General features: G+C 39.6%; 13 protein-coding genes. 8 read left to right on the top strand and 5 right to left on the bottom strand.

The window, feature by feature from the left end; translation table 11 throughout:
- Positions 1-124 precede the first annotated feature (124 nt).
- The 3 genes from Q0954_RS12790 (at position 125) to Q0954_RS12780 (ending at position 2,457) form a co-directional block, all read left to right on the top strand.
- Positions 125-517 carry a DUF4476 domain-containing protein gene (locus Q0954_RS12790; protein ID WP_299457401.1) on the top strand — a complete coding sequence of 131 codons (393 nt, stop codon included), beginning with the start codon at positions 125-127 and terminating at the stop codon, positions 515-517.
- Between the two features lie 166 nt (positions 518-683).
- Positions 684-1,763 carry an AAA family ATPase gene (locus Q0954_RS12785; protein ID WP_299457400.1) on the top strand — a complete coding sequence of 360 codons (1,080 nt, stop codon included), beginning with the start codon at positions 684-686 and terminating at the stop codon, positions 1,761-1,763.
- A gap of 4 nt (positions 1,764-1,767) precedes the next feature.
- Positions 1,768-2,457, top strand: a complete 690-nt coding sequence (locus Q0954_RS12780) for a DUF4276 family protein (protein WP_299457399.1) — start codon at positions 1,768-1,770, stop codon at positions 2,455-2,457.
- 88 nt (positions 2,458-2,545) lie between these two features.
- On the opposite strand, the gene Q0954_RS12775 is transcribed toward Q0954_RS12780, so the two are convergent.
- Positions 2,546-2,788 carry a hypothetical protein gene (locus Q0954_RS12775; protein WP_002696312.1) on the bottom strand — a complete coding sequence of 81 codons (243 nt, stop codon included), beginning with the start codon at positions 2,786-2,788 and terminating at the stop codon, positions 2,546-2,548.
- 568 nt (positions 2,789-3,356) lie between these two features.
- Here Q0954_RS12775 and Q0954_RS12770 point away from each other — a divergent pair.
- The 5 genes from Q0954_RS12770 (at position 3,357) to Q0954_RS12750 (ending at position 12,150) form a co-directional block, all read left to right on the top strand.
- On the top strand, positions 3,357-6,281 hold the full coding sequence (locus Q0954_RS12770; protein ID WP_299457398.1) for a DEAD/DEAH box helicase: 2,925 nt from the start codon (positions 3,357-3,359) through the stop codon (positions 6,279-6,281).
- Positions 6,282-6,377: 96 nt separating this feature from the next.
- The gene (locus Q0954_RS12765) at positions 6,378-7,535 is read left to right on the top strand and encodes a pentapeptide repeat-containing protein (protein ID WP_299457396.1); all 1,158 of its coding nucleotides are present in this window, start codon (positions 6,378-6,380) and stop codon (positions 7,533-7,535) included.
- A 169-nt stretch (positions 7,536-7,704) separates the two neighbouring features.
- Positions 7,705-9,129 (top strand): WGR domain-containing protein, encoded by a 1,425-nt coding sequence (locus tag Q0954_RS12760; RefSeq protein WP_299457394.1) that lies wholly within the window; start codon positions 7,705-7,707, stop codon positions 9,127-9,129.
- Between the two features lie 62 nt (positions 9,130-9,191).
- On the top strand, positions 9,192-10,016 hold the full coding sequence (locus Q0954_RS12755; RefSeq protein WP_299457392.1) for a VanW family protein: 825 nt from the start codon (positions 9,192-9,194) through the stop codon (positions 10,014-10,016).
- A gap of 289 nt (positions 10,017-10,305) precedes the next feature.
- Positions 10,306-12,150 carry a glutamine--tRNA ligase/YqeY domain fusion protein gene (locus Q0954_RS12750; RefSeq protein WP_299457389.1) on the top strand — a complete coding sequence of 615 codons (1,845 nt, stop codon included), beginning with the start codon at positions 10,306-10,308 and terminating at the stop codon, positions 12,148-12,150.
- A gap of 115 nt (positions 12,151-12,265) precedes the next feature.
- On the opposite strand, the gene Q0954_RS12745 is transcribed toward Q0954_RS12750, so the two are convergent.
- The 4 genes from Q0954_RS12745 to Q0954_RS12730 form a co-directional block, all read right to left on the bottom strand.
- Positions 12,266-13,876 carry a polyamine aminopropyltransferase gene (locus Q0954_RS12745; RefSeq protein WP_299457387.1) on the bottom strand — a complete coding sequence of 537 codons (1,611 nt, stop codon included), beginning with the start codon at positions 13,874-13,876 and terminating at the stop codon, positions 12,266-12,268.
- Positions 13,873-14,127, bottom strand: coding sequence for a DUF350 domain-containing protein (locus tag Q0954_RS12740; RefSeq protein ID WP_299457385.1), 255 nt, complete (start codon positions 14,125-14,127; stop codon positions 13,873-13,875). Before Q0954_RS12740 ends, Q0954_RS12745 begins: the two co-directional genes overlap by 4 nt.
- A 43-nt stretch (positions 14,128-14,170) precedes the next feature.
- Positions 14,171-14,404 carry a hypothetical protein gene (locus Q0954_RS12735; protein ID WP_299457383.1) on the bottom strand — a complete coding sequence of 78 codons (234 nt, stop codon included), beginning with the start codon at positions 14,402-14,404 and terminating at the stop codon, positions 14,171-14,173.
- Positions 14,405-14,552: 148 nt separating this feature from the next.
- A complete protein-coding gene (locus Q0954_RS12730) occupies positions 14,553-15,212 on the bottom strand; it encodes a hypothetical protein (protein WP_299457381.1) in 660 nt (219 codons plus the stop codon).
- Positions 15,213-15,940: the final 728 nt, after the last annotated feature.

Here is a 15,940-nt window from a genome sequence, read left to right as displayed (position 1 = left end):
GTAGATATTGATTTAACCCAAGAGTTATTTGTGTAAGTACAAATTGGCTTGGGTTTTTTTTGTTTTTTAGCGCAATTGCTCCAAAAACTTCGTATTATAGAATAATTAACTAAGCAATTGTCTTATGAAACATTTAATAAAAACTGGTTTTCTTGCTTTGGCACTGTTGGCCTGTATAGAAGCAGTAGGTTTAGGGCAACTTGTTTACGCCCAAAAATGCGTAAAACCACTAAGTGAGGCAACCTTTAATACCTATAAGCAACAATTACAGCAAGAGTCGTTTGAAGAAGATCGAATGACTATGGCCACCTCGTTTATAAAGCAAAAGCAATGTATAAAGGTGAGCCAGATTAAAACTGTGATCCAATTGTTTAATTTTGAAGACAACAAACTAGAGTTTGCCAAACTGGCGTACAACTATGTACACGACCCCGAAAATTATCGCGAGATTGTGTCGTTGTTTACCTACTCATCTACCCGCAAAACATTGGCGAGGTACATCAATAAGAGAAAATAATTACTTATTACATAATTGATAAAGGCTGGCTTAACCAAATGTTAGACCAGCCTTTTTTTGTTTGTTTGCTATTTACCAAGAATAAGATTAGGGACATTAATAAGATGTTTTTAACTTTGATAGTGTTTATGAAATCAATTTGGTGGCGAATAATAGTAGGTAGGTTATGATTAATAAAATAGAAATACAAGGGTATAAGTCTATTCGTGGTTTAGAGTTAAACCTACGCCCCATCAATGTGTTGATAGGAGCCAACGGAGTGGGTAAATCAAATTTTATATCATTTTTCAAGTTGGTTGATAATATTTATGAACAACGGCTAGAAAATTATACGATGAAACAAGGAGCCGAGAACTTATTGTGTTTTGGTAGTAAAACCACGGATAGAATTATAAGTCGTATTGAGTTTGATACTAACAATGCATACACCATTGCATTGCAACCTACTTCGAGTAATAGTTTGTTTATTGAAAGCGAATGGGTAGAGTTTTGTAAAACAGACAAGTCTTGGTATCAATTATCTATATCATATAATGAAAAAGAAGGGAGTATCAAGGAACGTGGACAAGGAGGGGGTGTTCCTAAATATGTCAGCCAATACCTCAAAAGCTTTAAACTATATCATTTTCATGATACCAGCGAAAATGCCCGCCTACGCACTTCAGCTGGTTTAAACGATAACTTGATGTTGAAGGAAGATGGGGATAATTTACCTGCATTTCTGTATCTACTGCAAGAGAAACACCCCAAACACTTTAAAAGAATAGAACATACCATTAAGTCTATTGCGCCTTATTTCGAAAGATTTGAATTACAGCCTGATAGATTAAATGAAGAACGAATTAACCTGGAGTGGAGAGAAAAAAGCCAACCTGATTTTTTGTTGAATGCACGCCATTTTTCTGATGGAACGATTCGTTTTATTGCCTTGGCTACGCTGTTGATGCAGCCAAACCTACCTGAAGTAATTATTATTGATGAGCCCGAACTAGGGTTGCATCCAGTGGCTATTACTAAATTGGCTGGATTGATAAAAAAGGCGGCTGCCAAGAGTCAAATTATTATTTCTACCCAGTCAGTAAACTTGGTGAGTAATTTTTCTCCTGAAGATATTATTACGGTAGATAAAAAAGACAATCAATCGGTTTTTAACAACTTAGACAGTGCGATGCTTGACAGGTGGTTGGATGACTATAGTTTAGGCGATTTGTGGCAAAAAAACATGATTGACGGGCAGCCATTTTAAAGCTATGAAAAGAGTACATTGTATTGTAGAAGGACAAACCGAAGTAAAAGTATTTTCAACCTTGTTGATTCCTTATTTGGAGGAAAAAGTAGGAGCTTATGTAGATATAAGAATTACTCCTATCAAGCATACAGGAGGGGGTATTGTGAAGTTTTCTAAACTTAAAGAAGAGTTAAGAAATCATCTGTTGGATAAGGGGAAAATAGTCACTACTTTTTTTGATTATTATGGCATTCATCCCAACCTTCATTTTCCTAATTATGAAGCAGCCAAAGTAAAACAACAGAACCCTATTGTTGGAGCAAAGTTGTTGGAGGAAGGAATGAGCAATTATTTATCAGAGGAATTAGGGCTTGATACTAGGTATTTTATTCCTTATATTCAGCTTCATGAGTTCGAAGCTTTATTATTTTCTTCCAGTGAAGGTTTTGAGTTTCAATACGATGATGTGAAGATATTAGATGAGTTACAAAAAGTAAGAAATAGGTTTCCAAACCCCGAAGATATTAATGACAGCCCTGAAACTGCCCCATCGAAACGTTTAATTAAAATTCTGAAAGCAAATGGAGAAGCATATAATAAAGTAGCAGATGGAGAAGATATTGCCACTATAGTAGGGCTTGATACTATACTTCAGAAATGCCCACGCTTCAAGCAATGGATTAGTGAACTGATAGCTAAGATACAAGAATAGGAGGCAGTGTATCTCCTATTCTCATCACATAAAACCAATGTGTTGTAGTTGGCGATCGACCATCCAATGAATGCTATGGGTTAACCGTTCAGATACTCGACAATACCACTTTGTTGTCTTGTACGGTAGTAATGACCCATCGGTGAAAGCACCCCTTGGCAAACGAATACTCAATCAATTCATCGCCATCTACCTCATACTCTACATTTTTCTTGTGACTTCTATGGGCAATTGCCCAAGCTATTTCATACTCATTAAGTGAAGTAGCATCGGGTACATAATGTATTTGATTTTTGGCAGCCTTACCTTTTTTTAGTTGAACATTTCTCATAGCATATAGTGTTATTTGTGTTGGTTTACCTTAGTATATTTGGTGCAAGCATATCAAAACTTACATCCAGCAATCAGGTATTGGGTTGAACATTGCCTGAAAACTTCCACAAATATTGGCTTTAAACAATGATATTGGAGTGATTGTCAAGCTCTAAAAGTGGAGTAATTTAAATTAAAGTAGTATATTTTGTATTATTATGAGAGGTGGCCAGCTTTATACTATATATCTACGGATCAAAAAAGAATATGTTTATATCTTATGCATGTAATTTATTTACTTGACTTTCGCTATATTTTTCTTTGATTTAAACCATTATTTTTGCCAAATAAGGCAATTTATCGAATTGCAACCTTGTTTATTCGACAAATTCATTCGAATCATTTAACTTGATCAAATTTTATAAGAGGTAGATTTGATCTTCATGCCTTTGTTGCCTCAATTGCACAATAAATTTAAAGTAAAAACCTCCTCTGCTGTATGTTATCTAATTCTTTAAAATTTTGGTTTCCCCGACGTTTACTTCAATAAGCCGGGAGGTTTTCCATTGTATTATCATGAGTTTGTTATGAAAGTATCCACTACACAACCTTTTCAGTTAGTATATTCGTTGTTCGAGCACCAATACCTGGGATATTTGTTTGACTCTTATGTAGTGCAGCGAAACTCCAAAGGTGAGCTTACTTATCAGCACCAAAACATCTCATCGCAAAACGCCCGTGAGTTTGGGCGGGGTCTCAATGAGGTAGACTATGAACTGATCGAGCTGATTGATGCCACTCAACAAGAAACCATTGTTAAGAAATTTTACAACAAAAAAATAAAAACCAATGATTTCTTTCTGAAGATATACGATCCCGAAAAAGGCGACAAAGCACTACAGGAAAGCATTGCCAACTATGTAAAAGTGCGTCGGGCAAAAATTCTATCATTGCTTGAGGGCAAAATGGTGTTTGAAATGGGACGTGATGGCGAACCCACCTGGAAACAACTCGAAATAGCCTCCGAAGCCGCTACCGTGTTGTTTCATTTTCGTAGAAACGAAGAAAATACCCATTATTTTCCTACGATTAAGTACAAAGGAGAAAAGCTTGATTTTCAATACAAAAATGCCATTGTGGTGTGTAACGAGCCTGCCTGGTTGTTGTTAGATAAAACGCTGCACTACTTTGCCAATGGCATAGATGGTAAAAAGATTCAGCCTTTTTTGAACAAAAAATTTATATTGATACCTCGCAAGGTAGAAGACACCTACTATCGCAAATTTGTAGCACCCCTGGTAGCATCATTTGATGTCTATGCCAAGGGGTTTAAAATCGTTTCGCGCAGCTTCGAGGCACAACCTGTGCTTACTTTTTCTGAGTATTATACCGATGATGCTGCGGGTGATTTGTTTGGTAATGATGACAAGGATGCACCGCGTAACTATAAGATATTGTTTGAGTTGAACTTTCAATACGACCGATTTAGGTTCAAAGCTGATAAACAACCTGAAGTAAATGTAGAAGTAGAGCAAGAAGGCGCTGATTATACTTTTTTTAGAATACGCCGCAAGACAAATTATGAAACTAACATTATAAAATTGCTCAAAGACCAAGAATTGCCGCTCAAAAACGGCTATGTACTCTTGGGCAAAGAGGCGGCCTTTAGTTGGATCAATGAGCATACCCAATTGCTAGAAGAACACGGTTTTAGGGTAGAACAAAACACCCGCAACACCAAAAAGTACTTTTTGGGCAAAGCAGAAATCAAGGTGGAGATCAAAGAGAACAAAGACTGGTTTGACATTTATGCTACGGTAAGGTTTGGCGAGTTTGCAATTCCATTTTTTGAACTGCGTGAGCTTATTTTGCAAAAGAAAACCGAGTTTGCTTTGCCCAATGGCGAAATTGCCATTATACCCGAAGCCTGGCTGGCACAATACGCCGAATTGCTTGCTTTTTCGGAAGCACGTGATGCAGAGAATATCCAATTAAAAAAACACCATTTGTCTTTGATTCAAGACCTTAAAAATGGAAAACACGCCAAGGTAACTCTGAACCGCAAACTGGCGCAGTTCCGCGACTTTGAGAAAATAGCCAAAGCCGAACCACCGCAAAGTTTTAATGGTAGTTTGCGTCCCTATCAGCAAGCGGGCTATGACTGGCTCAATTTCTTAAATGAGTATCGTTTTGGTGGCTGCCTTGCCGATGATATGGGTTTAGGTAAAACTATTCAGGCGCTTGCTTTGCTCCAGGCTCAAAAAGAGCAAGGGGCTACTCAAGCATCGTTGCTTGTTATTCCTACTTCGTTGATTTACAATTGGCAGCTAGAGGCCCATAAGTTTGTGCCCAACCTCAGGATATTTGTATATACAGGTACCAACCGAAAGAAAAATGTAGCCCAGTTTCAGCATTACGACTTAGTGGTTACTTCGTATGGCATTACACGCATCGATATTGATATTTTGATGGATTACCAGTTCAACTATGTCATTCTGGACGAGTCACAGGCAATCAAAAACCCCTCCGCCGCAGTTACCAAAGCCGTGAAGCAATTGCGCTCAAAACATCGTTTAATTTTAACCGGAACCCCACTTGAAAATACCACACTGGATTTATGGTCACAAATTTCATTTATTAATCCTGGTTTGTTAGGCTCACAGGCATTTTTTAAGAAAGAGTATTTGTTGCCCATTGAGAAGAAAAACGACATGGAGAAACTAGCCAAGCTTAAGAGCATTATCAAACCTTTTATTTTACGTCGTTTGAAAAGCCAGGTGGCGACTGAGTTGCCCGAAAAAATAGAGAATGTACAGTATTGTGCCATGACCCACGAACAAGAAAAAGCCTATGAAAAAGTGAAGTCACAGTACCGCAACGAGATTCTTAAGCAAATAGAAAGCAGTGGAATGGCAAAAACCCAGTTTTTATTATTGCAGGGACTTACTAAGTTGCGTCAGCTTGCCAACCACCCACGTATGATTGATCAAGGCTATGAGGAGAGTTCGGGTAAGATGGACGATATTTTATATAAGCTAGAGAGCATCATTGGCAATGGGCACAAAGTGTTGGTGTTTAGCCAGTTTGTAAAACATTTACAGTTGCTAAAAAATGCGTTTGAAGAAAGACAGTGGCGATTTGCTTACTTAGATGGTTCTACCAAAAATCGCCAGCAACAAGTAGAGCAGTTTCAGACCAATGACGAAATCCAATTGTTTTTGATCTCGCTCAAAGCGGGTGGAGTAGGGCTCAACCTTACAGCTGCCGAGTATGTGTTTTTGCTTGACCCCTGGTGGAACCCTGCCATTGAAGCACAAGCAGTAGACCGTGCCCACCGCATAGGGCAAGAAAATACAGTGTTTACCTATAAATTTATTACCAAGGGTACCGTAGAAGAAAAGATTCTTGCTTTGCAAACTAACAAAAGGCGCTTGGCGCAAGACTTGATTACTACCGAAGAGAGTTTTATCAAGAGCTTGACTAAAGAAGATGTATTGAGTCTACTGGATTAAGCAGGGGAGAGGATAAGTAGCCGAAAGTATTAGTAGTTGATATTATTATTATGTCGTTTGAAGTTTCATTTAGGTCAGTCACTCATATTTTATTTCATGAAAAAAGTACTTCAATATTTTCTTTTTTTTGCTGGGTGTTTGGGTTGGGCATTGCCTATACCTGCACAACAAATGTTTGACTATAGTAAGCGTGAATATACACATGATTTTAAGTTGGATGTCTTGATTAGTTATAATATACCAGACCAAGAAATTTTGTATAAAGACCAGTTAAGGGTCTTGAATCAAACATTAAAAGCACAATCCACTATTTTTCTAGGGGCCTTTACAGCTAAGAAAATCAAGTTTGAAAAGCCTGTCGATTTATCAAATGCTACTTTCAGCAAAAACGCTAATTTTTACGAGGCAAGATTTGATAGTGTGGTTAATTTTTCCAACGCCAATTTTCAAGACCTTGCCATATTTGAAGCGGTGTCGTTTCGAGATACAGTAGACTTTAGTAAAGCAGTATTTCAGAAGAAGCTATTACTTTCTGATGCTTCTTTTGCAAAGGTGGCTACCTTTAGTGGGGCTCAATTGCCTCAGCATACATTGTTGGTAAATGTAAAGATAAAAAACGGGGCTGTTCTTGACTTTCGAAAAGTAAAGCAAGCAAAGATTTTATACAAAATAGATATAAGGAAGGCTGACGTTCAATCCATGATTTTTGATTACACTAAGTTTCAAATATATTTCGATTCAGAGTATGCAGCGAGTGAGTTAGACGATTACACTTATATGAGGCAAGCTTACCAACAACTTATAAAACAACAGGAAAAATATGGTTTTGAGGCAGGCTACCATAAGGCATTGACAGAATACAAGGCGTGGAAAAGTAGCATACAGGGATACCTTGACGGAACAGGAGAGACTGAAGAAAAAAAATATAAAAGCGTTCTCGAGTTTTTTGAGAGCACCAACTTCTGGAAAAGCTTTTGGTTATTTACAATCTTAATCATTATTTATGTATTGGGCATAAAGCATCGTAAGACGATCATGAGAGCTGGGCGAACCTCTTCTGCTTTGCCTACCCCGACTATACCAACTTCTCCTCTCTCTCCTTCAAAAACAGTAGTGTTGGAAGATGAGATCGTGCAAAATGTAAAGCAGGGAACCCAACTTTGGCAAACCTATCCACCTGACTCGAGCGATCAGCAGGCTGATTTTTGGACACAATATGAACGTTTGGTCAGAAAAGCCAAAAACCAAAGATAATGTGTGTTTTTAGCGTATCCAAAAACTGCCATATTGCTCGAAACTTATTACCTTACCTACCGTATACAACCACTTTATATTTGCCAGCTAACTAAATTTATTAAAACCCCTTAATTGTGGTTGGCAAGACTAAAATTTTACTCAAACTACCTAAATTAAAACCAACACCATGACCAAAACATACCTGGAGCTTTCAGAAGATACTGGAGCTGCCCACAAGTTTTATGAAGTAGTAATAGACAACACCGAACTTACGATTCGCTATGGGCGCATAGGCACCGATGGCACCAAGTCTACCAAAAGCTTTGCTACCAACGACGCAGCGGTAAAAGAAGCCAATAAAAAAATAAAAGCCAAAAAGAGTAAAGGATACGCTGAGGCGGTAATGGGGCAAAGAAAAAAGCGGGCAATTTCGCGCCGTAGCATAGCTTCTACTAAGTCTACCGCCAAAAAATCACCTGTATTATGGAAGTTTGACTCAGGCTCGGCAGCCTTTGGTATTTACATAGATGACCGCTTTTGCTGGATGGGCAACGAAGATGGCGCAGTGTATAAACTCAACCATCAGGGCGAAGTGCTCAACCAATATAAATTGCCTGATGGGGTGAAATGTATCATTGCCGACAGCGACTGGATTTATGTGGGTTGTGACGATGGCAATGTGTATGATCTTACGGGAAAACTTCCGCGCAAAGCGTATGAGATCAAAGAAGATGTAGATATCTATTGGCTAGACATCAACAGTGGTTTGCTGGGGGTGTCGGACAGTGCTGGGCAGGTAACCGTGATTGATTACGATGACGAAGAGCAATGGAGCAAGAAAAGCGCTGGTTCCAGTGGTTGGATGGTGCGTTGCGACGATGCTGGGCGTGTCTACCACGGGCATAGTAGTGGTGTGAGTTGCTACGATGGACAAACAGGTAACAACTTATGGAATCAAGGCACCAAAGGCAGTGTAATGTTTGGTTGGCGTACTCAAGAAACAGTATTAACGGGCTCTAGCAGTGCTTGGCTGGAGTTGTTTGACAAGGAAGGGGCAAAGCTTGCCGAAATGAAGGGCGAAGGGGCTTTTTATTCTTGTGCTGCGTCTGACAATAACGAGTTTATCTTTGGTGGTGATAGTTCCTCTTCGGTGTATTGCTTTGACAAAACCGGTAAACGTCTCTGGAAACTGGCCACCACTTGTGGTTCGGCTTATTCTATGCAATACCACAACGAAAAGCTCTATATTGTGACTACCCACGGGGTGCTTACTTGTATAGACGCCAGCGCCGAGGCAATCAAAAAGGCAGAAGAGGGAGAGTTACCGCAGGTAAAAGATATCAAGGCGCCCAAAAAACAAGCAGCTGTAGTAAATACTGATGTGCTCGAAGAGGCTGCCGATGATGCCCAGGGAGTATTGCTGAAGTGCATCAAAGAAGGGGGCAAACTAAGAGTAAGGGCTTTGTCGCCAGGGTATGAAGCCAATTGGAACGTGCAATTTCCGAAAAATCTGCGTAAAGAAGGCGCTACCTATTTGGTAGACGAAATCAGAGAATCGGGACAGGGCGGTTTTTACCGTGTATTTGGCAATATTTTTACTAAAAACAATTAAGTTAAAGAAATTAACAAAGCCTGTCAAGTATTTTTTGACAGGCTTTTAATCAGGTAAAAAAAGTGACAAAATCGCGCAAACTATTGTCGCAAAGACACCCTTGGTTGTATTTTATATCAGTGTGGGAAAAACGCATCAGAAGACAGTTGAGTTGGCGCCTGGATGGTAAAAAATATACCCAACAACGGCAACCTGAAAAGCTCCCCTTTCGGGTAAAAAAGCACCAGTCTAAACTGTTGAAAAAGCTAGGTGAAACCGATATGCAACTACAGCACAATAAGGTAGACAACCTTAAGATTGTAGTAAGCAAAATCAATGGGATGATTATTCAGCCAGGCGAAACCTTTTCGTTTTGTAAGACTGTAGGCTTGCCTACCCGCAAAAAAGGCTACAAAGAAGGAATGGAATTATCGTTTGGCAAACCCAGAGCAGGCATAGGAGGAGGCATTTGCCAAAGTACCAACTTGCTGCACTGGTTGGCGCTTCACTCTCCACTCACCATTGCCGAAAGGCACCACCATAGTATAGATCCTTTTCCTGACAATGGCAGGGTATTGCCCTGGGCAAGTGGGGCAGCAGTGTTTTACAATTACATCGATTTTCAACTCACTAACGACACCTCCTGGACTTTTCAGATTAATCTTTGGCTGACTGATAAGCTATTGGAAGGTGAGATAAGGGTAAACAAAGAACTGGACTTTGCTTATCATGTAAAAGAGAAAAACCACCAGTTTATCAAAAAAGACGGTCACTATTTCAGGGCTAATGAAATATGGCGGCATAAAATTGCCAAGTTTAGAAGCGGAGCTTTGCTAGAAGAAGAGCTTATGTACAAAAACTATGGTAAGGTGATGTATGTGCCCCAGGTGTATAAAGATCAAGCCTGACCATAAGTATAGGCTTTATCGCAATAGCTTGGGCTAGAAGTTATTTTTATTCTAATTTCAGTATACCCATCCTTAAAGCTTTGACACAAATCCTAAAAACTTTTCTATATTTGTGAACTACCTAAAGGTAAAGGCTTTATGTTTATAAGTCTTTACCTTTATTTATTATCAATACTCCACTATTTTACAGTTGAATAGTGCTTGGCTTATTTATGGCTTGAAGCTAACATCTAACAGCTGAATATGGTGGTTTTGTCTTACTATCAGAAAAATTTAATCAAAGCGAAAAATGAGTACCGCAACCGAAGAAAAAGAACCGAAGGAATCACTCAACTTTATCGAAATAAAGATTGAGGATGACATTGCCAATAACAAGCACGGCGGCAAAGTCCAGACAAGATTTCCACCTGAACCAAATGGTTTTTTGCACATTGGACACGCCAAGTCTATTGTGGTAAACTTTGGGATTGCACAAAAGTACCAGGGGGCTTGTAACCTGCGCTTTGACGATACCAACCCCATTACTGAAGACACCAAATATGTAGAGGCAATCAAAAACGACATAGAATGGCTGGGCTACAAATGGAACGGTAATGCGCGTTATACGTCCGATTATTTTGATCAGTTATACGAATTTGCTGTAAAACTTATCAAAGATGGTTTGGCTTATGTAGACGATTCTGATGCCGAAACCATCGCTAAAGAAAAAGGAACGCCTACCCAACCAGGTGTAGAAAATAAGTACCGCTCGCGTTCTATTGCCGAAAACCTGCAATTGTTTGAAGAAATGAGACAGGGCAACCACCCTAATGGCTCTAAAGTATTGCGGGCAAAAATAGATATGGCTTCGCCGAATATGCATTTGCGTGACCCTTATTTGTACCGCATCATTACTGATAAGCCTCACCACCGCACTGGCGATAAATGGAAGATTTATCCTACGTATGATTTTGCCCATGGGCAGTCAGATGCTATAGAAGAGGTAACCCACTCGTTGTGTACCCTAGAGTTTGAGGTGCACCGCCCTTTGTATGAATGGTTGATAGACAAACTGGGTATTTTTCCATCCAAGCAAACCGAGTTTGCCCGCCTGAACCTGTCATACACCATGACCAGCAAACGCAAGTTACTGCAATTGGTAGAAGAAAAGGTCGTAGATGGTTGGGACGATCCTCGTATGCCTACTGTGTCGGCATTACGTCGTCGTGGTTATACGCCTGAATCTATCCGCAACTTTGCCGAAAAAGTAGGCGTCGCACGCCGCGAAAACCTGATAGATGTATCATTGCTGGAGCACAGCATTCGTGAAGACCTCAATAAAACGGTACCTAGGGTAATGGCAGTGCTTAAGCCCCTAAAAGTAGTCATTACCAATTATCCCGAAGGTAAGACCGAAACTTTGGTGTTGGAAAATAGCCCTGAAGACGAAAGTTTGGGCAAACGTGAAGTGCCTTTTGGTCGAGAGCTCTACATAGAGCAAGACGATTTTATGGAGGATGCCCCCAAGAAGTTTTTCCGCCTTGCCCCAGAGCGCGAAGTGCGTCTAAAGGGTGCTTATATTATTAAATGTGAAGAAGTGATCAAAGACGAAGCGGGCAAAGTGGTAGAGTTGCGTTGTACTTACGACGAAAATTCGAAAAGTGGGGAAGACACCAGCGGGAAAAAAGTAAAAGGTGTATTGCATTGGGTGTCGGCAGCTCACGCTATAGACGCCGAGGTACGCTTATATGACCGTTTGTTCAATGTAGAACAGCCTGTAACCCAAGCCAAAAAAGAAGGCAAAGGGTTTACTGAGTTTTTGAACCCCAACTCACTAGAGATACTAAAAGACTGTAAACTTGAGCCAAGTCTTAAAGAGTCAAAACCGGGTGATAGAATGCAGTTTCAACGTTTGGGCTATTTTTGTGTAGATACAAAGTATACAACTAATGATCAATTGGTGTTCAACCGCACCGTATCGTTAAAAGATGGTTGGGCAAAAAAGAATAAGCCAGCCCAAAACCAGCCAAAGCAAGGGCAACCCAATCCTAATAAGAAAAAGAAGAAGAAAAAAGAGAAAAACAGAGGTACCCAGTTTCCAGGAGCACAAAACCAAGCCCCTGGCAAGCCAAACGAACCAAGAACAGACAGCTAAGCCATTGCCTTGCTGCTGGTATATTCAAACTAAACGACCCTGTGCTTAAAGTACAGGGTCGTTTAGTTTGAGGCCAGCCTTAAGTGGGTAGTTGCCTTAGGCTATGCTGAACTCATTATCGGTTATAATTTCGCCAACCCTCCTCATAGTATTGCACCAGTTTTTGGGTATTTAAGGTGTTTACTTGAGTAGGTAGGTGAGTCATGTCTTTGTCAAAGTGCATAAAGCTGTTGAGTACTGCGGGGGTGAGGTAACGCAACTTGCCCTTGAGGTGTGGGTGTTCGTCAAACAATTGGCGGTTGAGATAATTGGCCATTCCTTCTTTGCTAAATTGTTTGCCTTGGGGAGCAAGTGGATAAGACAAGGCTATGTTGAAGCCCCACTGCCCAAACGAGGGTACATTGACTGTATAAGGCACCACCGCCGGAAATACCGATTTCAGGGTTTGGTTGACGCACCAAAAAGCTTTGCGGGCAAAAAACGGAGAAGTAGATTGGGTAACCATGGCTCCATCTTTGGCCAGGCGGCGCTTCACCAGTGAATAAAACTCACGGGTATACAGTTTACCTACGTTGATGTCGTTGGGGTCGGGCAAATCTATGATAATGAGCGAGTATAGTTGCTTGGCTTCTTTTTCTACAAACTTAAATGCATCCTGGTTAAAAACTTTTACCTTAGGGTTATAAAAAGCACTTTGATTTAGGCGCTTAAATACAGGATGACTTTTACCTAGTTTGGTCATTTCGGGGTCAAGATCTACCACGTGTATTTGTTGAATGTGGGGGTGTTTCAATATTTCACGGATAGCTAACCCGTCGCCTGCCCCTAAAAATAGCACTGATTCGGGTTTTTTGGCAAGAGCCAAAGGAATATGTACCAAAGGTTCATGATAGCGGTATTCATCTACAGATGAAAATTGCAAGTTGCCATCAATGTACAGGCGGGTGTCGTTTTTCCATTGGGTTACTACCAGCCTCTGATAACGCGACTGCTTGGTAAATACGATGTCGTCTTGGTAAAGAAACTGTTCAAAGTAGCCACTGATGGTAAATGCCGAAAAGAAACCGATGATATACAATACTGTAACAACTAAAGTAAAGGTGAGTTTTCGTTTAAAACGAATCAATTGCTTTTTGAACACCAACATATTGAATATGCCCACGCTTAGGTTAAGCAAACCTATAAAAAACGAAGTACGGGTAAGCCCCAGATAAGGCAACAAAAATAAAGGAAACAAAATAGAGGCAATCAAAGCACCCAGGTAGTCAAAAGATAATACCTGAGCCAGGGTATCTTTGAGGTTAAAATAGCCTCGGATAATGCGGGTTAGAATGGGGATTTCGATGCCTACCAGGGTACCTATGCTGCCCAGCAACAAAAAAGCAATGAGGTAGTAGTTTTCGGTAATGGCATAGCTTACATAAAGCAAAGCCCCTGATGCTCCACCAATGATACCCAGCCAGACTTCTATCATAATGAAACGGTCGAGCAAGTGCTTGTCAGGAATAAATTTAGACAAGTAAGCCCCTAGCCCCATAAATGATAAAAACAACCCAATGGTAAGTGAAAAATGAAGTACACTGCTCCCCAAAAAATAAGACGAGATGCTACTAATGAGCAACTCGTACAAAATACCGCAGATGGCAATAATAAAAACCGATACTAAGAGTATCGGCACTGATGCTTTTTGAGTAAGGCTTGTTTGAATATTTGAGGGTTTGTTCATGAACTTAATACTGCCGCAATAATAATACACACACCTAAAATTAACGCTCCGGCTAAAATAGCTTGTGCTACATTGCCATCTGCGATTTGCTTTGACAGGTTGCCTGGGGTAATCAAGTCGATAAGCTTGAAGGCAAGAAAAGCTATAGCCATGCCTACGGCTACAAAAATAAGTGTTTCGAGAATGCCATCCTGAATGGATATGCGACCAGTTGTGTTAGACGCTTGTAAGAAAATGCTGAGTAAGTTCATATTTTTAAGTTTAAAATAGTTTAGTTTTCTTTATAATAATCATTTATTTACCTCCCCGGCGACTCCCTCCTCTAAAACTTCTTGAGCCATTTCTTAATCTGCCACTTTTACCATATACACCCCTGCTACCATAAGCACGTTGTTCTTTTTGGTAGGCATGTATTACAGCAGTGTTTCTGAAAGATGCCACCCACCAACCTTGCGATGCTGCAGCGTATAGTGTGGCAAGTATGAGTAAAGTAATTGCTACAACAAGCATGCGGGTATATGACTTCATAATTCAATATTGATCGTAATGTTAAAATACTAAATTTACTGTTTTTTCAACAATTAACAAATACTATCTACTACAAAAAACCTGCTCATTTTAATTCATAACGACTAAATGTGCAAACCTACCTATCTTGTTTTCATGTCCAAGAGTTTCATTCTGTATCTCCAAACTCCATAATAATTGCAAGAAGAAACAAACCTCCAAATATCCAAAATACATACTGAAAGTACTTAGACACCAAGGCTCCTCCTGCTTTTTTTAAGGTAAAAGAGATTGTAGTTGTTTGACGCTTAAACAGGTTCTCCAGGTTTTGCTTGTTCCAAATTTCACTTTCTTTGAAAATCCCTTGTTGGCGCCAAAAATCATTTGCGCCATCATTGATCCAGTACACTTCTACTGAAATTTTTTCAGTTTTTTTGGCTTTGAAATGAAATGCTTCTATATCATCACGTTCACTCCATGATCCGTCAGAGTCGTGACCACTTGCGTGCCAAAACTCTACCTCTTTCTCATTAATCACATCGTCTTCTTCGTTCAAAATGCTCAAGCCCACTACTATCCAATCATTATCAATTACCTCGCCTTTCAACTCTAAACGGTATGATTGTCCTTTTTTTATCCTAAATTGAGGCGAGGTAAAAGAGGAGTCTTTGGTATAATTATCCAGTAGGTGTTTATAAGTAGGGGCTATTTGTTTGCCAGGCGTACCAAAAACCCACCCTAAGAGACCAATCAAAGCGACCCCACCGGTAAAACAAAGAAAAAACGCAAAGCCACTCATATTGGCAAAAGGGTCTTTGAATGTATTCATATTTGCAGGTTTTGAGTAAGTAAAGTGACTCAATGCTAATGCTCTGGCTTTAACATACTGGCTAGTGCTTTGGGAACTAAGTAGTTTATACACAATTTCGAGTTTATTTTGGTGGCTGTCAAACCTCCAAAAAACGAGCATAGCCTAAGCTATGTGAGTTTTTTTAGGTGAAGTCAGCAGGCAAAAGAAGCCGAAAGGTGTGAAAGAAATTTAGTACCCAGAGCGCTAGTTACACCATGATTTTACCTAAGGGAAACATATTTGAATATATCCTCGTCAAATAAGGTATTACTCATCATTACAATGAGTTGTATCTACTCTACCCGACGGTTTTTACAACTTGCTGATTGTTAATAATTTATATATGCATTAACTTTCAATATTTTTGATCAAAAAAATGCGAAAAAGTGCTTTTAAAGCTCTGAAAATGAGTTTTTAAATTTTATTTGCTTCAAAAGCATCAAAAACCGTCGGGTAGAGTAAGTTGTATTCCAAACACTACCAATCTTTTCCACAAAAAAAATATTCTTTTACCCAAATCTAAAAAATAGTAAGATTATCAGCGAATAATCTGTAAAATATTTGTTTAATAGTTACTCATAGTGTTTTTGGCGAAAACCACTCGCCCAAAAAGGAGTAAGAAAATAAGGCGAAAAGTAAATTGTTAGCCTATTGCGCGTTATGCGCACTAAAAAATTGCATTGCCTGGCGTTTAAAGAAGCTTTTTT

This window comes from uncultured Microscilla sp. (assembly GCF_947493425.1).
Taxonomy (GTDB): domain Bacteria; phylum Bacteroidota; class Bacteroidia; order Cytophagales; family Microscillaceae; genus Microscilla.
Note: the sequence above shows the minus strand (reverse complement) of the source record. Positions and strands in the feature narration are given on the sequence as shown.